At 48.4% G+C, this 20966-nt stretch carries 17 protein-coding genes; 2 read left to right on the top strand and 15 right to left on the bottom strand.

Translation table 11 applies throughout. From position 1 onward, the window contains the following. Positions 1–72 precede the first annotated feature (72 nt). Both ftsX and ftsE read right to left on the bottom strand, forming a co-directional pair. Positions 73–990, bottom strand: coding sequence for a permease-like cell division protein FtsX (gene ftsX, locus NLX82_RS15990; RefSeq protein WP_013312238.1), 918 nt, complete (start codon positions 988–990; stop codon positions 73–75). Continuing rightward, positions 980–1666, bottom strand: coding sequence for a cell division ATP-binding protein FtsE (gene ftsE / locus NLX82_RS15985; protein ID WP_023990620.1), 687 nt, complete (start codon positions 1664–1666; stop codon positions 980–982). Before ftsE ends, ftsX begins: the two co-directional genes overlap by 11 nt. Positions 1667–1890: 224 nt before the next feature. Between ftsE and NLX82_RS15980 the strand changes: the two genes are divergently transcribed. Further along, positions 1891–3309, top strand: a complete 1419-nt coding sequence (locus NLX82_RS15980) for a VanW family protein (RefSeq protein ID WP_254348538.1) — start codon at positions 1891–1893, stop codon at positions 3307–3309. Between the two features lie 71 nt (positions 3310–3380). Here NLX82_RS15980 and NLX82_RS15975 read toward each other — a convergent pair whose 3' ends face one another. Further along, positions 3381–4544 (bottom strand): S-layer homology domain-containing protein, encoded by a 1164-nt coding sequence (locus NLX82_RS15975; RefSeq protein WP_028542121.1) that lies wholly within the window; start codon positions 4542–4544, stop codon positions 3381–3383. 266 nt (positions 4545–4810) lie between these two features. Between NLX82_RS15975 and NLX82_RS15970 the strand changes: the two genes are divergently transcribed. Then, a complete protein-coding gene (locus NLX82_RS15970; RefSeq protein ID WP_076264489.1) occupies positions 4811–5599 on the top strand; it encodes an alpha/beta hydrolase in 789 nt (262 codons plus the stop codon). Between the two features lie 74 nt (positions 5600–5673). Here the strand turns inward: NLX82_RS15970 and NLX82_RS15965 are convergent, their stop codons facing one another. From NLX82_RS15965 to argJ, 12 genes are all read right to left on the bottom strand, one after another. Beyond that, the gene (locus NLX82_RS15965; protein ID WP_254348537.1) at positions 5674–7308 is read right to left on the bottom strand and encodes a glycosyltransferase family protein; all 1635 of its coding nucleotides are present in this window, start codon (positions 7306–7308) and stop codon (positions 5674–5676) included. A 103-nt stretch (positions 7309–7411) separates the two neighbouring features. Beyond that, positions 7412–9013: an ArnT family glycosyltransferase gene (locus NLX82_RS15960; protein WP_254348536.1), complete on the bottom strand. Its 1602-nt coding sequence runs from the start codon at positions 9011–9013 to the stop codon at positions 7412–7414. Further along, complete coding sequence (locus NLX82_RS15955; RefSeq protein ID WP_023990626.1) at positions 9010–9429, bottom strand: GtrA family protein; 420 nt, start codon at positions 9427–9429, stop codon at positions 9010–9012. Before NLX82_RS15955 ends, NLX82_RS15960 begins: the two co-directional genes overlap by 4 nt. Next, positions 9392–10399, bottom strand: a complete 1008-nt coding sequence (locus NLX82_RS15950; RefSeq protein WP_023990627.1) for a glycosyltransferase family 2 protein — start codon at positions 10397–10399, stop codon at positions 9392–9394. The genes NLX82_RS15955 and NLX82_RS15950 overlap by 38 nt, the downstream gene beginning before the upstream one ends. 23 nt (positions 10400–10422) lie before the next feature. Next, complete coding sequence (locus NLX82_RS15945; protein ID WP_254348535.1) at positions 10423–12882, bottom strand: cyclic di-GMP-binding domain-containing protein, MshE-related; 2460 nt, start codon at positions 12880–12882, stop codon at positions 10423–10425. After that, positions 12875–13126: a hypothetical protein gene (locus NLX82_RS15940; protein WP_023990629.1), complete on the bottom strand. Its 252-nt coding sequence runs from the start codon at positions 13124–13126 to the stop codon at positions 12875–12877. The genes NLX82_RS15945 and NLX82_RS15940 overlap by 8 nt, the downstream gene beginning before the upstream one ends. A gap of 513 nt (positions 13127–13639) precedes the next feature. Then, the gene (gene argH, locus NLX82_RS15935) at positions 13640–15052 is read right to left on the bottom strand and encodes an argininosuccinate lyase (RefSeq protein WP_053326223.1); all 1413 of its coding nucleotides are present in this window, start codon (positions 15050–15052) and stop codon (positions 13640–13642) included. Between the two features lie 86 nt (positions 15053–15138). Then, positions 15139–16374 carry an argininosuccinate synthase gene (locus NLX82_RS15930; RefSeq protein WP_023990631.1) on the bottom strand — a complete coding sequence of 412 codons (1236 nt, stop codon included), beginning with the start codon at positions 16372–16374 and terminating at the stop codon, positions 15139–15141. Positions 16375–16434: 60 nt separating this feature from the next. After that, the gene (gene argF, locus NLX82_RS15925; RefSeq protein WP_023990632.1) at positions 16435–17391 is read right to left on the bottom strand and encodes an ornithine carbamoyltransferase; all 957 of its coding nucleotides are present in this window, start codon (positions 17389–17391) and stop codon (positions 16435–16437) included. Positions 17392–17439: 48 nt separating this feature from the next. Then, positions 17440–18702 (bottom strand): acetylornithine transaminase, encoded by a 1263-nt coding sequence (locus NLX82_RS15920; protein WP_023990633.1) that lies wholly within the window; start codon positions 18700–18702, stop codon positions 17440–17442. 53 nt (positions 18703–18755) lie between these two features. Then, positions 18756–19595, bottom strand: a complete 840-nt coding sequence (gene argB / locus NLX82_RS15915) for an acetylglutamate kinase (RefSeq protein WP_025723996.1) — start codon at positions 19593–19595, stop codon at positions 18756–18758. Positions 19596–19713: 118 nt separating this feature from the next. Further along, the gene (argJ, locus tag NLX82_RS15910; protein WP_075154846.1) at positions 19714–20940 is read right to left on the bottom strand and encodes a bifunctional glutamate N-acetyltransferase/amino-acid acetyltransferase ArgJ; all 1227 of its coding nucleotides are present in this window, start codon (positions 20938–20940) and stop codon (positions 19714–19716) included. Positions 20941–20966: the final 26 nt, after the last annotated feature.

Here is a 20966-nt window from a genome sequence, read left to right as displayed (position 1 = left end):
CCTTTATCGCAAAATAACACCGGGCTTCCCCGTTCTAATTGATATCGAACACGACGTCCAGCCAACGCTTCTTTATACTTTTAAGAACTTGCGCATGGACAGGGTACTGCCAACAATTCCGACCAGCATACCCAAAATAATCAGCAAAGCACTCAACTGAATCCAAATGCCTTCAAGTGGCATAAGCTTCAACATATTCAGAGCTATATCGCCCTGAACGGCGGTCAGCAAACGCTGATAGCCAGTAAATAAAATACCTACAGTAATAAGGGAACCAATAAGACCAATAAGCGCACCTTCAATAAAAAACGGCCAGCGTATAAAAAAGTTGGTCGCACCGACCAGCTTCATAATGCCAATCTCTCTGCGTCGTGCCAATATGGTCACGCGAATCGTATTCGAGATAAGGAACATGGACATGATCGCCAGTCCGGCGACGAATATAAAGCCTACATTACGTATGAGCTTCGTAATCGTAAAGAGCGTCTCTACGGTGCCTTTTCCATAACGAACCTTTAAAATCGGTTTCTCTGGATGCAACGTATTCAGTTTCTCAATCTTTTCGGCCACAAATGGAACCGTTGTTGGTTCAATTACCTCTACCACAATTTTGTCTGGGAGTGGATTGCTGTCCTTGTCAAAACCCTCCAGCAGCTCCTTGCCGCTGTCTCCCAAATCTTTGCGCAGCTCCTCCAAACCCTGAGCTTTAGTCACAAAGGTCGTTTTGCTGATTTCCGGCATCGCTGCGATTTCCTTTTGCAGTGTTTCGCGCATGTTCTGCTCTACATTTAGCTCCAGAAATACGTTAACCTCTACCTGACTATCTGCCTGATCAGCCAGGGAATTGACGTTGAGCACCAGCATGATAAATACGCCCAATATAAGTAATGACACAATAATCGAGGTGACGGATGCCACGGACATCCAGCCATTGCGGAATATGTTTTTGAAACCTTCCCGCACATGACGTAAGAAGGTGTTAAAAGTCATATCCGTACTCCCCTCTTACCTGATCCCTTACGATGTTGCCATTTTCAATGGCAATTACGCGTTTACGCATGGAGTTCACGATGTCCTTATTGTGGGTCGCCATCACAATGGTCGTACCCCGAAAATTAATTTCGTCCAGCAACTGCATGATCTCCCACGATGTCTCGGGGTCCAGATTTCCCGTAGGTTCATCGGCAATGATCACGGAAGGATTGTTTACGATGGCCCGTGCAATCGCTACACGCTGTTGCTCCCCACCGGAAAGCTGGGCAGGCTCACGATTCATTTTTGTTTTCAAGCCAACCAGTTCAAGCACTTCTGGTACCCGTTTGCGAATCAGCTTCTTGGGAGCTTCAATAACTTCCATAGCAAAAGCCACATTCTCATAAGCCGTCAAACGCGGCAAAAGCCGGAAATCCTGAAAAATGACTCCGATATTACGACGAACGTAGGGAATTTTACGCTGCTTGAGCTTCCCGATATTAAAACCATTGACTGAAATTTGCCCCTTGGTAGGTACTTCTTCTCTATAAATAAGCTTCATAAAAGTCGATTTCCCCGCTCCAGACGGGCCGACTACGTATACAAATTCATTACGGTCAATTCTGACCGATACTCCTTGAAGTGCGTGGGTTCCGTTAGTATAGGTCTTCCACACATCCTGCATTTCAATCACTCGATCACTTCCCGCTGCTTAATCATATTACGTATAACCTAATATCCATTCGACATATTCCATGCATTTCCTTTAAAAACTTCTCTATTTCATCATACCGTTTATCATTGTAACAAATTTGTTACCTAAATAGTACCGAAAGTTTTCTGCTTTTGGCACATATATATGAATAATATGGCACACGAGTACGCTATCAAGCTTATCAGACAGGAGACATCTGCATTATGAAAAAAATTCATTTATCTGTCATTTGGATATGGGCTGGTGTTCTGGCGCTGGCCATGTTGTGGGGGGGACTTCATCTGTACGCCGACAGACAAACGCTGCCGGAGGGAGTGAGGGTCGGAGGAGTCAACGTAGGAAGCATGGATTACACATCCGCTCTCCGGCTGGTGGATAAAAAGCTGGATGCATTAAAGCAACGCCCACTGCTTCTGACGGACAGTGACAGCAGTGCACAGGATATAAAACTTACACTCGGGGAAGCAGGGATTCGTTATAAAGCGGAGGCATTTCGGAATACCGTTAAGGCGCTCAGCTCGGAGCATCTATGGACTCGTGTGCAGACACGTTTTAGCTTCGAAAAGGAATGGTCTATCGCATCTTTCCGACAGAAGGAGATATTGAAAGCCCAATTCGGAGCCGATTGGGAGGAGCAACGATATGGCATGCCTTTCAATGCTGTGCGTCAGATTGACGGGAATGATCAGGTTCGTTATATTCCGGGGCGCTCTGCGCGACGTCTGGATTGGCCCAAACTGGACGCCGCACTGGATAAGGCGCTGCCCAAGGATTTTACCGCTTCTGAGGAGCCGATACGAGTGGAATTACCGTTCCTTCAGCTGGAGCCGAAAATTTCGGTGGACAGCCTGCGTAACGAAGGGATTGAGCGTAAAATCGTCCAGTTCTCCACCAGTCTCGGCAGCAGCTCGGAAGGACGTGTGTATAACGTCAATTCAGCGGCAAGCACCGTTGATGGTTTAATTCTCAAGCCAGGCGACATATTCGACTACGGTCAATTGATTGCCAAGGCTGAGCGCACTCATGGCTTTCGTGAAGCTCCAGTGATCGTGAACGGTCAGTTGGAGTCCGGCATAGGCGGCGGGATTTGTCAGGTATCCAGCACGGTGTATAATGCAGCACTGCGAGTCGGTTTGGACATTGTTGAGCGCCGCAACCATTCCTTGCCGGTCAGCTACCTGCCCAAAGGTCAGGATGCGACTTTTGCTACAGGGTCCATTAATTTTCGTTTTAGAAACAATACAGGAAAACATTTACTACTTCGTGCGGCTGTCCAAAACCGAACGCTTACTGTTAAATTTTTTGGTACATTTCCGTCCAATGTTTCGTATGAACTGGAATCCCATACGGTTCGCATACTTCCCATACCGGAGAAGAGACTCCGTAATGACTCCCTTTCCCCCGGCTTCTATCAAGTACTTCGGCAGGGCAAAGAAGGGTATGTGGTAGAAACATTCCGGGTAAAAAAGGTGGACGGAAAAACCGTAAATCGCACCCGAATCAGCCGCGATACGTATCGAGCGCAGCAACGCATTATAGCTAGTTATGGCGGTGGCACATCGTCTGAGCCACAAACACGTGAACCCGAGAAGTCTATTGTCGAGGACGGTATAAGCGAATAAACGAAAAATCCCCCTTCCACTGTCGGCTGGACTTGTTCCAGACAGAGTGAAAGGGGGATTTTAGCTATAAATTACTCGCTGCGTTTACCCAAAACAGAAATTTCTACAGGCTCACTTTCGTTACCGTCTGCATCTTCAGCTTTGATTACCAGCCTAACCGTTGCTTTTTGAGCAAGCACACTGATACTAAATGTGCCATCATCTTTGGCTACTGCACTACCGATAGGCAGTTCGTTGGAATAGGCGGTTACTGTGGAACCTGCTTTAGCTGTCCCCGTAATTGTACCTTCTCCGTCATACACATCGTTGACTTTCAGTGCTTTCGTAGTTGCAACCGCGTCAGCAGCTGTGTCTGTAGTGCTATCTGTAGTCGTATCCGTAGTTGTGTCAGTATCTGTGTTGGTATCTATGGTTGTAGAGTTGTCCGTAGTCGTGCTATCTGTGCTGGTACTTGTGCTGCTATCTTCTGTTTCACTGCCAGAAGTAGTCGACGTGTTACCATAAGTGGAATCTGTCACATTGCCGTATGTGGAATCCGTCACCGTTCCACCAGGAGTCGTCGTCAGATTATCAACAGGGCTCAGGTTGTAACCGGAAGCAGCGTCCAGAATAGCAATCGCCTCTGCACGAGTCAGCGACTTCAGTGGCTGGAATTTACCATCCGGATAACCGTTGATGATTTTTTGCTCCGCAGCTGCCGCTACACTTTTCTTCGCCCAAGCTCCAATTTTGTCGGAGTCAATGAATTTAGTAACATCTGCTGCGTTACCGGCAGTGAGTCCAATAGCTTTGCCTACGATAGCCGCAGCTTCTTGACGTGTTACCTTACCATTTGGTTTGAGCTTGTTATCTGCATAGCCGCTTATGTAACCTGCATTCACGGCACTTGTCAGCTCGTTGTATGCCCAGTGAGAGGCTGGTACATCTGTGAACGTTCTGCTTCCATTACCGTTTACTTTTACACTGTCCGCATACGTTACGTCAGTCACTGCTGGAGTATCCTGCGTGAACGTACCCAAGCTGCGATTCAGAAGAACAATAAATTCTGCACGTGTGATTGCCGCATCTGGTTTCACCGCGCCGTCCAATTGTCCTGTGGCTGACCAGCGTTGCACCTGATCTCCTGCCCAATGACCACTTGTAGTTTGAGGAGCAGCTGCCGCTGCGCTGAATGCGCTAAGAATAAGACCTGTACTCAATACACCTGTAACTGTGTTTCTTAACTTTTTTCCCATGCTATAAATTCCTCCTCTGATTGGATTCATCATTCTTTTTTAAACACTTTACCAGAAATCAAACCCAAATAACCCCCAAATTAAAAAAATCGTCCCATATAACCATACCCCCTCCTAATGTAGGATAAATAAGAAACGGGACTTAATACCTAGTCATTCACTTGGATATGTATATTTAGACAGGCTAAGGTATACTGAATGAATACTCGGTCATATGCTGGAACACCGCAATGAGGTCACAAAACCCTAAGAAAAGAGGTCTTCTTATGGCTCTTATTCAATGTCAGTTTTATTCTGAAGTTCTTGGTCTGAGCACATCCATGAATGTTATTCTTCCTCAGGCAACCCGTTCGCAGATTGGACTGGAAGGCAAGCAAGGAACCGGGCCACATCCGGCGCTGTATTTGCTGCATGGCCTATCGGACGATGATTCAACCTGGTTACGTCGAACCTCCATTGAACGCTATGTCGCCTCATTGGGCCTAGCTGTCGTCATGCCCCAGGTACATCGGAGTTTCTATACGAATATGGAGCAAGGCGCGGCTTATTGGACCTTTATCAGCGAAGAATTGCCGGCTTTGGCACGTTCATTCTTTCCTCTGTCCGACAAGCGTGAAGATAATTTTGTAGCCGGGCTTTCTATGGGTGGATATGGTGCTTTCAAACTGGCGCTCCAGCATCCAGAGCGTTTTGCAGCCGCTGCCAGCCTTTCGGGAGTCATGGATTTACACGCATCACGCACCGATCCTATGCAAAATGCGATGAGTCCAGCGGAATGGCTTAACATTTTTGGTCCAGATGAAATACGTGGAACGGATCACGATTTGCTGGAACTGTTACAACGTCATGCTGCTTTGGGGACCTCACTTCCCCGGCTCTACCAATGCTGCGGCACGGAGGATTTCCTATATAAGGGAAATCAGGCTTTTCGTGAAACATGTAATACTGCCGGAGTTCCGCTGACCTACGAAGAAGGTCCTGGAGCTCATGAATGGGGATACTGGGACGCGAAAATTCAGGATGTACTGGCGTGGCTACCGCTCAAAGAGCACTAAACAGGTTAAAAAATCCCCGCAGCTTCCCTCATCGCACCATAGCGAAAGGATAGGCTCGGGGATTTTTATGCACATTAGGGATTTGTCGTGGTCTCCGTCGATGGAGATCCTTTAGTTAGTGACTTGGGTAGCACCTTGTACAAGCGCCACTCACCATTAAACTCACGTTCAAGCTGGACCCAAGGAGCGCCTTTTTCATATAAATTCGGATATACCATATTGATTTTACTCAGTGGCATGCCTGACATGATCTTAGGTACAAGGATATAATCCACATGGCTATCCTGCGGATAACTTAATGCCTTATTGAACAAATAATCACTGGTAATCAGGAAGCGTTTTGGATATTGGCTGTAGACAATCATGGTGTAGGCTGAAGCCGAATCGGTCATAATGGTAGACTTCGGCAGATGCTCATCCAACCAGACGGCAATCTTACGATCTGACTCCTGTCTCACATAGTTCACATTCCCCGTTCGTGTGAGAAAGCTGTTCTCATCCGGTGCAATATCCGGGCGAGTCAATGCATAGGAAAGTAATCCAGCGGTAAGCAGCAGACTGACGGACACCAGGCCAAAGGCTGCCCTCCGCCATCGTCCCTGAAGCTGGCTCAGCTCATAGGGCAACCAGGCTACGGTAATTGGGAACACGTACATAAAATAACGAAACCATCCGTACGAAGATTGCTTCATCATGAGTAAAAATTGCAACCCTGGCACTGACAGGAACAGCAGCAAAATAATCAATGTTCCCCATCGGAACAAGCGTCCACTCAACAGACGAATGAACAGAATAGCAAACAACGGTACCGAATACCAGAGTGTTTTGGAAGCAATAAATTTCAAGGCCACCAGCGGATTGGAGAAAATCTCTACAAACTTATCATCATTCAGCAGCTCTGCCGATTGGGCCGTGTTCGAATACTCCGAATTCAGGAAATAAAAAGCATTCCCCATAATGAGATAGTTAAAGAAAATCCACAACAGCCCGGAAAAGACCACGGGGAGCAGAAGCAGTAACCAAGTTGCCTCTACCTTGTGCAGTTTTTCTCGCAAGGCCAGTTCACGTCTGCCCATGTTTCGATGTAGAAACATGATCGCCAATACCACTCCACCCGCCATTGCCACGCCCAGAGGAACCGCTTCATAGCGAGTCCAGAACGCCATGGCAAGCGCTAATCCAGAAACAATCAGACTTGCCGTCATGCGATCCTTGAGCCACAATGCAAACTCAATCACCGTCATCATAATGAAGTATATGTATAGCGAATCGCTCAGCCCATTGGCACCAAACAGTAAAATAAACGGATTCAGTGCATACAACAGTGCCAGCATGATGTTCATCCCTGAGCTAAGCCCTGTTCTGACCCCCGCCCGATACAGCAACATAGCGGTCAAAGCGGCAAAGGTAGCACTAAGAATGACAGCAGCCAATCCATAGGTGGCTAATGCCGGAAAGATTGGATACAGCAGTAGAATCACCATTTCCAGAAGACTGGGTAGTGGATTCCAGATAAATCCGATTGCGCCCAGATGCGGGTCACGGCTGTACAGCACATAAAATGCATTAGCTACGCGACTGAGCGCGTCTGTGTGCATATATCCCAGAACATAGCTGAAATAGATGCCCGCAGACAGTTCCAATGCAAGTATAAATACAAACAGACCTATAGCCATCCATCTGCTTGCAGACCATTTGCGAAAGGACATTCCTCTCGTTCCCCCTCAAACTTCTTGCGGTGATACAGCTGTAGCCTAATCACACCCTACAGCTGTATGCTTCCCTCCGCTACGATGCACTAAAATATCATAATTATTTCGATTCTTCATGCTCTATTTTGTACAGTCGCCACTGCCCGTCAAAGTCATGTACCAACGAGGCCCACGGCGCTCCCTTTTCGAACAAATCAGGATAGTTCCGGTTCACCTGATCCATCGGTACCCCATCCACCAAGCGCGTGACCAAGACATAATCCACCTTGGAAGCAGGCAGATCCATTAAAGATTCCCCAAAGTCAAAATCACTCGTAATCATAAATTTCTTTGGAATTTTACTACTCAAAATAATCGGATAGGCGGCATAGGAATCTGTCAAAATGAGGGATGAACCATAATGCTCATCCAGCCACGGCGCTATTTTCCGCTCAATAATTTGCCGTTCGTAGCTTTCATTGCCACTATGCGTCAAATAGCTGTGTTCATCCGCTGCAATCGCGGGGTTCGTCAGTGCGTAGGATAACAAACCTGCTGTTACCAACATCCCAACTGTTACCAGAGAGATTCCAATTCCCCTCATTTTTCCCTTTAATAAACTTAGCTCATACGGCAACCAGGCAACCGTAATCGGGAATACATACATAAAATATCGGAACCAGCCAAAAGAAGACTGCTTGAGCATCAGCAAAAGCTGAAGTCCAGGCACCGATAAAAAGATTGCTAATAGCGTAAGCGTGCTCCAACTCAACAGACGTTTGTCCAATAGTCGTATGAGCAAAATGGCAATCAACGGAGCAGCATACCATAAGGTTCGTTGCCCGATAAACTTTAGCATCAGCACAGGGTGGGCAAACATGGCCACAAAGCGTTGATCCTCCAACAAAGCCGCTGATTGTGTGGAATTGGAATACTGCGAGCGTAAAAAGTAAAGTGGGTCGCCCATGATAATCCAGTTAAAAAAGAGCCAAAGCAGGCCGGAAAAGACAAGTGGCAACAATAATAGAAGCCATGTCGCCTCCACCTTGTACAGTCGCTCTTTTAAAGACAATTCCGTTCTAACCCTCTCTCTGTTTGTACGCCACCGGTGCAGAAAAAAGATCGTCAGCAATACACCCACAGCCATCGCAACGCCGAGCGGGACCGCTTCATAGCGTACCCAAAATGCCAATGCAAGCGCAAAACCGGATACGATCAAATTCGCCGCCTTGCGATCCTTCAACCACATACAAAATCGACTCACTGTCAACAGGATGAAAAAGATATATGGCGAGTCACTCAAGCCGTTGAAGCCAAACAGAAACATAAATGGATTCAGTGAAAATAATAGCGCAATCAGCAAGCTGGTTGCACCGTGAAGCCCCAACTGTTTGCCCGTCGCATACAATAATGCCGCGCTCGCCCCTGCAAACAGGCTACTCACAATCACTGCCGCCAGCCCGTGGGAAGCGAGTACCGGAAATAAAGGATAAAACAACAGCACTATCAGTTCCATCAAACTGGGCAGCGGATTCCATACAAACCCGATAGCACCCAAGTGTGGGTCACGACTGTACAGCACATAAAATGCATTAGCCACTCGACTGAGCGCATCGGTATGCATATAGCCAAGATGCCATGCAAAATACACACCCACGGCCAGTTCAAGAGTAGTAATACAAGCAAACAATGATAGCAATTTTCCGTGTTTTCTTAAAATCATGAAACCTCTTTCTGACGCTGTTGCGGAACGGAGAAGATCCAGTAACGGTTCCAGATATAATTATGAACAGGCACGATGATGGTAGTTAGTACTTCACCGATCAGATACGACCAACCGATCCAGTGAATGGTCACGTACATCAGAGCGGCATTTAAGAGCAAGCCACAGGTACAGACCAATAAATATTTAAGAAACTGGGTGCGGCTTCCCTCGCCGGTAGGCTCGAACGTCCAGTTTCGGTTCAGCACATACGAAACGAGCAATGTAACCACGAATCCGATTGTAGTAGCCGTTACTGCTGGTACCGTAAACAACTCCACCAGCAACACAAGCACACCAACATGGATACCTGTACCCAGCAGCCCCACAATACCGTATTTAATGATTGGATACTTTAGATATGAACGTCTGATCATGTTGATTAAACTCCCTGTCCACCCACAATCGGTCAGCATTCGCCCGTTTATCTGCTATCAGATAGCGAGGCCTAGCTTTGACTTCGTGATATATGGCGGCAATATATTCTCCTACCACACCAATTGACAGCATGAGTACACTGCCAATAATCAAGAGCAGCAAAATCACAGTGGTAAAACCGGTCACAGCGTCACCCGTTAATTTGCGCATTAAGGTCTGAATCCCCAATACGACTGAAATCAGCATGAAAATGAGGCCCATCAGACTCACTACCCGCAACGGTACTGTCGAAAACGAAACGATCGCTTCTGCTGCCAGTCGAGTCAGCCCTAGCGGACTCCAGCGGCTTGGCCCCTCTTCGCGTGGAGCCACCCGGAATGAAATCTGGGTTTTGCGGAAACCTAGCCAGGCCGTCATTCCGCGGAAAAACGGCATCCGTTCTGGCATCGCCATCCAGGCATCCACCACTCGTCGATCCAGTAGCTTATAATCGGAGGCATCCTTGAGATTAAAGCCCGTCAAGCGGTTCAGGGTCGCGTAGAACAAAGAAGCTCCGAGCTTTTTGCCCACCGACTCTTCTCCCCGAAATTCTTTCACACATTCGACCAAATCATAACCTTCATTTTGCCATAAACGTACCATTTCACCAATCATTTCAGGAGGATGCTGCAAATCACCGTCCATGACAATGATTGCATCGCCAGAGGCATTTTCCAAACCTGCACACAACGCCAGTTCCTTACCGAAGTTCCGACTCAGTCGGAGCGCGAGCAAAGAGGGCATACGACGGGACAATTCGGACAGCTTGAGCCACGTATCGTCTTTGGAACCATCATCTACTATGATGAGCTCATAGCGTGAGGTGACAACAGACAATACCCCATCAATTACCTTAAGTGAACGCTCGAGATGCGAGCTTTCATTATACATGGGAATGACGACGGATAAAAAAGGTGTTTTTGTCTCCATTCTTGCTCCTTCTTTCTTCATATTCAGGAGGACTGTGCCGGGGTATCATCCAAGTCGTGCATATCGGTCAGACCATGTGTCGTCTTCTCCCAATAGAACGGCTTGGTAATGAGCTGCCAAGCGGCTTTCACCGCAGCTATACTCATAAGTACCCAATATAACGGCGAGAGTAGCCCATATTTGACCATCGCGTATGAAAATGTTCGTTCACCGCGCTCTTCCAGTTCCCCGATGACCCAATACATTCCGGCCACGTTACTGAATACGAACAGAAAGTTACCGATATAAAATTCCGCGCTGGCCAGGTAATACACATACCCCGGGAACAGCTTGGGAATAAAGGATAATTCCCAGCCAAACCATAAAATAAGCAAGCCCCAAAAAATCGGATTCAGCAACGGCAACATCGGAGTTGCCAAAATCATCACCTGAAAGCCGAAAAAGCCCTTCCAGCCCACTTCGCGCACCAGCTTAACCGGATTGCGCATATGAACCAGCCATGTCTGCATATACCCCTTGATCCAGCGTGACCGCTGTCGAATCCAGTTGCCCACGCGGCTGTTAGCTTCCTCCCATGTGCGGGAATCGACAATAGCAGTTTTGTAGCCGCCTTTATACAGACGTATGCCCAGATCGGCATCCTCGGTTACATTGTAGGGGTCCCACGCATTAATATCTTTCAATACAGATACCCGAAAATGATTGGATGTGCCGCCTAAAGGAATTGGGGTATCTAACTGCATAATACCCGGCAGCAGTAACTCGAACCACATACTGTATTCTTGAGTGAACCAGCGGGTCAGCAAATTTTGTGTACTATTAAAGTAGTTGAGCTTCGCTTGAATACATGCATAATGCTCAGGGAGTGAATCGAACGCTGCAATGACCTTTTTAAGCTGATCAGCGTCGGGACGATCCTCAGCATCGTAAATCACGACAAACTCGCCACGTGCCCGAATAAGTCCATAATTACATGCCTTCGGCTTGGTTTTCGGCAAACCGTCTGGAACGACCAGTGTCGTGTAATAGGCCGGCAGCTTCATTTCACGAAGTAGCTCGATCGTCTCAATGTCATCCTCTTCAATCAGCAGCCGCACGTCCAGCTTGGACTTTGGATAATCCAGCTGCTCCAAATTCCGCAACAACATCGGAAGCACGCCCGCCTCCTTATACATAGGTACAAGAATGGTATAGATCGGCAGTTTCTTTTCATCCATGGCGTCAACCTCTTCCTTCGTAAAACGAAGCTGCGCCCCACGCCGGGAACCGAGATAAATAATGCCAAATTTAAATAGCGTCATCGCAAAATAAAACAGCTGAATCATCATATTGATGATCAACACCGTTTTCCAACTGTTCCACAAGAGACCGAGCAGTGTAATCATACCCATAGCTGCGAACACCCAAAGTTGTCCCTTTGTAAAAGTCGTCCGCGCCGAATTGTGCGGTTCTTTTTCCAATAGCCCAGTCGTGCTCTCCTGCATCATTTCTTCACCGTAGATTTTACCCCAGAGCTGCTCCATCTCTTCCTTCGTAGCAAGCACCTGCTCTACCGGCATACCCAGGATTTCCTCCAGCTTCAAGCGTCGCTCTTCTGGCAACGGATCGCTAACCGCCACAATATATCGGTTCATATACTGATGGATGACGACCACGCCATAAGCCATTGCCACTTGCTCGGGTAGTTTGTACGCCGCATCCAGCGCCAGCTCCTCACCAATGCGCCCGATTCGGTTCTGTGTAGCAATCGCGCGGTACAAATCCGCAGGTTCCAGCATTTGCAATGACAGCAAGATGTCGCCGAGCAGCCCGCCGCTCTTCGCCTGGAACTCCAGTGCGCGCTCCAGTTGTTCCGGTAATATATAGCCGGAACAAACCAGCATATCGCCTAGACGCTCCTTGGACTCGTCGCCGTCAACCTGCTCTTGGAGCTGCTCGGCTGTAATGAAGCCCATCTCTACAAGAATATCACCCAACCTGCCACCGTAACGCTTCTGGTTACGGATGGCATCTGTCAGCTGATCGCGGGTGATCATCCCGTTCTCCACCAGTTGATCCCCCAGCCGGGCCTTGCCGTTTCGTCCGCTCTGCGTTCCTGTTGCGGCCTCTTCGCCTTCCGTACCAGGGATACTGGAAGCAGCGCCCATAGCAGCTCCTGCTGCTGTCTGTTCCTGCCCAGAGGCATATTGGACTTGAGCCTCCTGCACCTGTCCATTCTGTATCCCTTCATCCAGCAATTGTTCCACAGCTGCTGCTGTATCATTGGCGTTCTGTATCGCCTGGATACGAAGTTCTGTATCCTGAAGTCGCCGTTCTAACTCTTCAATATGAAAATCAAGCTTGTACAGCACCGGGGCCTGCTCTAACCGCTGAGCCTCTAGCTGTTGTTGCAGTTGTTCGATTCGCTGACGCTCTTCTTTTATTCTTCTCTTGGTTTGGCGAATTGAAACTCCTCCAACCTGCCACCTAAGCTTGTCACCCATGAATTCCCGCCCTTTCAATCCAGCGCCGCTCTTCCGCAAGCGCATCCGCAAGCAGCTGCTTTAACTCCGCATCCCGCTGCTTTTTCCGTTCCAGCGCCGCGTGGAAAAGTTCCCGCTCCTCACGCAGTAACTCCTCCGCTTGCACCCGTTCCTCATGCAATGAAGATATCAGTTGATCGGCTTCAGAAGCGCGATAACCGAACCAAGCGCTCTTTAACTGACGCGCCGTCCTTTTAGTTCTCATAATACCTCCCTAGATCATCCCGACTCTGCCTTCAGCTACATCGACTTTAGAGCTTTTACTTGCCGTTCTCCCGAAACCAGGACATACCTATGTTCTCATTCAAGCCCTTCATTTACACATTTATGAAATTGGCCTAATCAAAAGTGCCTCTAGTAACTTGACATTTATTTATTGAATATAGTTCTTGTCCTATTGAATTGGTAATTCAATGAAAAACTTAGTGCTATTCTACCATAATCATCGTAGGCGTAGTATACAAAAATGTAAATTCTAGAAACTTTCACACTAGCGTACTAGTAGGTATTTAGAACTATAAATTAAATGCTATGAAAAATACCTTCCAGGAAATCTATGCATTTCATGATCATTGGGATCATGAATAAAACAAATACCTCAAAAAGCACAAAAGACACCGCGAACGGTGCCTTTGAAACCTAGATTGCTAATTCCTTAAAATCTGATTTTACACAGCATCCCGCTACTGTGCAAGACAATAATATCTTTCTTTACTGATTAATTTTTCGGCTTGTGCCCTTCAAACCATGTTGATGTATTCGCCAGGAGCTGTTCACTGCGCCCAATGGCTGCCTGTACCTGCCCAGTAGCGGTTCCGCCATATACATTCCGTGCATTAACTACCGCTTCTGGTTGAAGCACCTCATAAATACGATCGTCGAACAGATCCGAAAACTGCTGAAATTCGTCCAGTGTCAGATCAAGCAAATATTTTCCATGCTGGATGCAATACAGCACGGTTTTGCCAATGACCTCATGCGCCTGACGGAACGGAAGCCCTTTGCCGACCAAAAAGTCCGCAATATCAGTTGCATTGGAGAAATCCTGGTTGACCGCTTGACGCATGCGATCCTTGTTCACCTTCATCGTGGCGATCATCGGTGCGAACAGTTGCAAGGCTCCTTCCAGCGTGGCAACGGTATCGAACATCCCTTCCTTGTCCTCCTGCATGTCCTTGTTGTATGCCAGCGGCAAGGATTTCAGTACAGTCAACAAGCCCATGAGGTTTCCATAGACACGTCCGGTTTTACCACGTACCAGCTCGGGCACGTCCGGGTTTTTCTTCTGCGGCATAATGCTGCTGCCTGTGCAAAAAGCATCATCCAGCTCGATAAAACCAAACTCCGTGCTGCTCCATAGCACCAATTCTTCGCTCAGACGAGACAAATGCGTCATAATCAGCGAGGCGCCAGCCAGGAACTCTACGATAAAATCCCGGTCGCTGACGGCATCGAGGCTATTTTCATATACGCCATCAAATCCCAGTTGCTCGGCTACAAAATGACGGTCGATCGGAAAAGTGGTCCCGGCCAAAGCGCCAGCACCGAGCGGCAACACGTTAATCCGCTTGTAGCTGTCTTTGAGTCGGTCAATATCACGCTCCAGCATAGACACATACGCCAGCAGATGATGTGCAAATAAAATAGGCTGCGCACGCTGCAAGTGTGTGTATCCAGGTACAATCGTGTCCAGATTATCCTTTGCCTGCCCGATTAATGCAGCTTGTACATCATGCAGCATACCCACCAGCGATACCACACGTCCGCGCAAATACAAGTGCATATCCGTTGCTACCTGATCGTTACGACTACGCCCAGTGTGCAGCTTACCCCCGACCGGACCAATGGCCTCGATTAGATTTTTTTCGATATTCATGTGAATATCCTCATCCGAAACAGAAAATTCAATTTCCCCACGGCGGATACGCTCTAGGACCGTGTGTAGTCCTCCCTTGATCGTGTCTGCATCCTCCTGCGGAATAATTCCACATTTCCCCAGCATGGCCACATGAGCCAAACTGCCTTGAATATCTTCTTCCGCCAACGTCTGATCAAACCCGATAGAAGCCGTATATTCCTCTACCAGCTTGTTCGTTTGCTTCGTAAACCGTCCGCCCCATAGCTTACTCATTGCATGATCCCCTCTCTGCAATACAAGCCGCCCTCGTCGTTTGGACAAGAACGGCCCGCATCCCGTACATTTTTTAGGTTACATCATTATTTATGATTTTGTGTTACGCCCGCGTTGACCTTCAAACGCAGAGCATTCAAGCGGATAAAGCCTGTTGCATCGCCTTGATCGTAGGCTTGTGTCGGATCGGCTTCCATGGTCGCAATGTCCGGGTTGTACAAGCTAACTGGACTTTTAACGCCTGCACCGATAACGTTGCCTTTGTACAGCTTCACGCGCACGGTACCACTGACATTTTTCTGACTCTCATGAACCAGAGCCTGCAAAGCGACACGTTCCGGTGCGAACCAGAAACCGTTGTAAACCAAGGTAGCATAACGGGTAATCAGACTATCACGCAGATTCATAACCTCGCGATCCATCGTGATAGATTCCATTTTACGGTGAGCTGTGAACAGGATCGTACCGCCCGGCGTCTCATAGACTCCCCGACTCTTCATACCAACAAAACGGTTCTCCACCATATCCACACGTCCGATACCATGTTTGCCGCCCAGTTCATTCAGTTTTTCCATCACTTGCAGTGGATTTAGCTGTTCTCCGTTCAAAGCGACGCAGTTACCTGCTTCAAATTCCAACTCCAAATATTCTGCTTCATCAGGAGCGTCCTCAGGCGCGTTGCTGAGCAAGAACATTTCTTTATTTTCAGGAGCACTTGGATCAAACCAAGGGTCCTCCAGCACGCCGCTTTCATAGCTGATATGCAGCAGATTACGGTCCATGGAGTATGGCTTGGCTGCAGAAGCAGTTACCGGAATGTCGTGTTTTTCCGCATAGGCAATCATTTCTGCACGGCCCGGGAACTGATTGCGGAACTCTTCCAGCCGCCAAGGTGCGATCACCTTGATATCCGGCGTCAACGCCGCCGCGTTCAGCTCGAAGCGCACCTGATCGTTACCTTTGCCTGTTGCCCCGTGAGCAATGGCTGTTGCTCCCTCGGCAATCGCAATATCGACCATCCGCTTAGCGATCAATGGACGTGCAATACTCGTTCCGAGCAAATATTGTCCTTCATATAAAGCACCCGCCTGGAACATCGGATAGATAAAATCCTTGGCGAATTCATCACGCAGATCATCAATGTACACTTTGGAGGCCCCCGTAGCGAGTGCTTTTTCCTCCAAACCGTCCAGTTCTTCCTTTTGACCGATATCTGCGGTGAATGCGATGATTTCAGCATCATAAGTTTCTTTGAGCCATTTCAGAATGACCGACGTATCCAGACCGCCGGAATATGCGAGTACGATTTTTTCTTTTGCCATTGTTGAAGTCCTCCCCGATTGCTTACCTTTATCTTCTTTACCTATCAATACCTATCAATCTTAAGCCATTAAAGCAACTAACAGCGCTTTTTGCGCATGCAGACGATTCTCCGCTTCATCAAAAATGACCGAATTCGGACCATCGATTACGCCTGCGCTCACTTCTTCCCCACGATGCGCAGGGAGACAGTGCAGGAATAAATAATCCGGCTTCGCCAGCTTGACCAGCTCCTCATTCACCTGGAAGTCGGCAAAAGCAAGCTCCCGCTCCTTCTGCTCTTCCTCAAAGCCCATGCTCGCCCACACATCTGTGTAGATCGCATCCGCATTTTGTACTGCTTCCTGCGGACTTTGGGTTATAACGATCTCACTACCTGTCTGTTTGGCAATTTCACGGGAAGCTGCGACCACACTCGGGTCAGGCTCGTATCCAGCTGGACTTGCGATGGACACATGCACTCCAAGCTTCGCTCCCCCAATCAAGAGGGAATGAGCCATATTGTTACCGTCTCCGATGTAAGCCAATTTGAGCCCTTTTAGCTTACCCTTTTGCTCATACAAGGTTTGATAATCAGCTAGCACTTGGCACGGATGAGCTAAATCACTCAATCCATTGATCACAGGAACGGACGCATAACGTGCCAACTCTACAACATTATCGTGCCCAAAGGTACGAATCATAATGCCATCTAGATAACGTGACATGACTTGAGCCATGTCGCTAATCGGTTCGCCGCGTCCCAGTTGAATGTCATTTTTGCTGAGGAAAAGAGCATGCCCACCCAATTGATACATACCGACTTCGAAAGATACCCGTGTACGTGTAGAGGATTTTTCGAAAATCAGTCCGAGCGTTTTCCCTTTTAGCGGCTGATAGGTTTCTCCGTTTTTGTGCTTACGCTTAATTTCAATGGCGAGATCAATTAAATACTGGATTTCCTCTGAAGAGTAATCGTCCAGTTCCAGGAAGTCCCGCCCCTTCAAATTCATCTGCTGCAGTGCGCCGCCCTGGCTCATGCTATCGTCTCCTTTTGTACTCTAGTCTAGGATGATTTGGCCTTTACACTAAGCCACATGCTCCCGAATCAATTCAGCAATCAATGTTACAGCCTGATCTATTTCGTCTTTCGTTACATACAAGTTAGGCAACAGACGAATCACGTTCGGTCCTGCTGTAATGAACAGAATCCCCTTCTTCTGTCCTGCCAAAACAAGCTCCGCTACCGGTTCTGCACACTCAATACCGACCATCAGACCTTTTCCACGGATATCCTTTACAAAAGGACTATCTCCAAGCTGCTTTTGCAGACTATGGAAAAGGTAATCTCCCATCTCAGCTGCACGTTCTGGTAGCTTGTCATCAATAATCGTTTCAATAGTAGCTTGAACCGCTGCCATAGCAAGTGGCGTACCTCCAAAGGTAGAACCATGACTGCCCGCTGTGAACGCTTCACGCAAATATCCTTTGCCTAGCATCGCACCCACAGAGAAACCACTGCCCAGTCCTTTCGCCAATGTAAAGATATCCGGCTCTATACCATAATGCTCAAAGGAAAACAGTTTGCCCGTCCGTCCCATACCTGTTTGTACCTCGTCAATGATCAGCAGCAAACCATGCTCGCGGCACAGCTTTGTGATCACATCTACGAAAGCAGGGTCTACCGGATACATGCCACCTTCGGCCTGCACCATTTCCAGCATAATTGCCGCCGTATGCTCACTGATGGCTGCTTCAAGCGCCGTCTGATCATGAAGCGGAACACTTTTGAACCCAGCAGGAAGCGGTAAAAAACCCTCTTTAACTTTGTCCTGACCCGTAGCAGTCAAGGTTGCCAGCGTCCGTCCGTGAAAGGATTGCGTGAACGTAATGATTTCGTAGCGACCAGTCTGCTTTACCTTCTGGTGGTAACGACGCGCCAGCTTAATTGCAGCTTCGTTCGCTTCGGCCCCGCTGTTGCAGAAAAACACAGCATCCGCGCTGCTATTTGCTGTCAGCAAGGCAGCGGCTCGTTCTTGCCCCGGAATATGAAACAGATTGGATACATGCCACAGTTCATCGATCTGTTTTTTCAATCGCTCAGCTACTGCTTGAGGCGCATGGCCGAGATTGGTAACGGCAATGCCTGACATGAAATCCAGATAACGCTTGCCCTGATCATCCCACAGCCAGCTTCCTTGTCCTTTTACCAGTGTAAGCGGGTATCTTGCGTAGGTTGGAAAAAGAGAGCTTTCTGTCTGCGCTTTTGCCGACACCTTTTCCGTTTGCACTCCGCTTCCATCCGTACTTGGCATTTCCTCGCTCACCAGCGTATTCGGTTCCTTACTCATTATGTTCACGCTCCTTTATCGTTTGGTTATATAGGTCAAGCTATATATTGTAATTACTGCATACGCACGATGCGTGTTCCAATCGATTCTCCGCCCAGCACACGGCTTAGTACCTGCGGTTCGCTACCGTTCACAATGACGACTTCCTTCACTTTGCCGTGGATACAGGCAATAGCCGCTCTCACTTTCGGGATCATACCACCGTATATTTCACCTGTGCTGATCATATCCTCAATCTCCTGTACAGTGATAGAGTCCAGCACTCTCTTTTCTCCGCCATACTTCTTCAATATGCCTGGTACATCTGTAACGACGATCATCCGACTGACCCCCAGATGAGAGGCTACCGCACCCGCCGCTGTATCCGCATTAATGTTGTAACGCTGACCCGATCGATCAATCCCGATGGGTGCAATAACAGGCATATAGTCCATATCCAGTACACCTGTAATAATCGAGGCTTGAACGGATGTTACCTCTCCGACCCAACCGACCTCAGCGGCATTCGACACAGGCTTGGCTTCGATTAAATAGCCATCACTGCCTGACAACCCCAACGCTCGGCCCCCATGCATCCCTATTCTACGTACAATCTGCTTGTTAATGCTGCCTGCCAGTACCATTTCCACGACATCCAACACAGGTTCGGTCGTTTTGCGTAATCCATGAATAAACTCCGTTTCGATCCCCAGCTTCGCCAAGTTGTCGGAAATCGCAGGGCCACCGCCATGTACAATGACAGGTTGAAGACCTTCCGACTGCAAACGCGCCAAATCTTCAAAAAAGGAATCAGGTAACGCAGCCAGCGTACTTCCTCCGCATTTCATCACAAAATTACGACGTGCCACTCCCGCATGATTCGCTTGATCCGCGTGTTCCACTGCCGATTGCATATCATCTCTCCTTTTCTTCTCTGCATATCCGTGCCATTTTTAAATGATGCTGGGCTTACATCCGCTCGTTGCTTCTAACAACTACTATCCTTATTCAATCCGTATTTTATTCTGGTACCTATGTCCGATAAGCAGCGTTAATCCGCACATAATCATAGGTTAGGTCACAGCCCCACGCTGTAGCGATTCCGTTCCCGTGTTGCAAATCAACAATAATTTGCACCGTATCTCCCCGCAAATAGGCTAGCGCCTCTTCTTCGTCAAAAGCGACCGGACTCGATTGGCTTAGCACAACAATATCACCCAAGCGAATATCTACCGTATCTGGATTAACAGGTTCTCCGGCACGCCCTACGGCCGCAATAATCCGTCCCCAATTCGCATCTGCTCCGAAAACGGCCGACTTGACCAGACTGGACCCAACCACTGTCTTGGCTATCGCTTGGGCGGACGCATCGCTTACCGCTCCGCTTACAGACACCTCTACCAGCTTCGTAGCACCCTCTCCATCGCGAGCAATTGCCTTCGCCAGCTCTCGGCAGATATAGGTGAACGCCTCGGCAAAAGCGTCCCAATCGGGATGCCCTACGTGCAGCTCACGGTTGCCAGCCAGTCCGCTCGCCATGGCGATTAGCATATCGTTCGTGCTCGTATCCCCATCCACCGTAATCATATTAAAGCTGGTATCCGTTGCCTGCTTTAATAGTTGATGAAGCGCCGTCTGTCCGATCACTGCATCACAGGTCATAAAAGCGAGCATCGTTGCCATATTCGGATGTATCATGCCCGATCCCTTGGCCGCCCCGGCGATGTGTACGGTCACACCGTCCACCTCAACCGCCACACACGCTTCCTTTTTAACCAAATCCGTTGTCAGAATGGCTTGGGTAAATTGCTCCGCTCCATCGTTTGCCCCGTTCATACGGTCAGGTAAGGAGGATATTCCGCCAAGCACACGATCCATTTTCAAATGCTCGCCGATCACGCCCGTCGAGGCGACGGCTACATTGCTCTCAGCAACACCCAGTTCACGAGCCGCAGCCGAACGCATAGCGTAGGCATCCTGCTCTCCTTGCTGTCCTGTGCAGGCATTGGCGTTCCCGCTGTTCACCACTACTGCCTGCAATCGACCATCTGCCAAGCTCTCGCGGGTCACCTTCAGCGGTGCAGCTTGAAACACATTGGTGGTGTACACCGCAGCAGCTGTCGCCTCTACCTCACAACGAATCGCGCCCATATCGTTGCGGTTCGAATTTTTTAGTCCGCAGTGTAATCCCCCGGCTGTAAAGCCACGCGGAGTTACAATGTTCCCCCCGTTTACTACTGTAAACTCTACTTTGCCCATAATTATGTGCCCTCGTTCGCAACATA

Source organism: Paenibacillus sp. A3M_27_13, from assembly GCF_024213315.1.
Classification (GTDB): domain Bacteria; phylum Bacillota; class Bacilli; order Paenibacillales; family Paenibacillaceae; genus Paenibacillus; species Paenibacillus polymyxa_B.
Note: the sequence above shows the minus strand (reverse complement) of the source record. Positions and strands in the feature narration are given on the sequence as shown.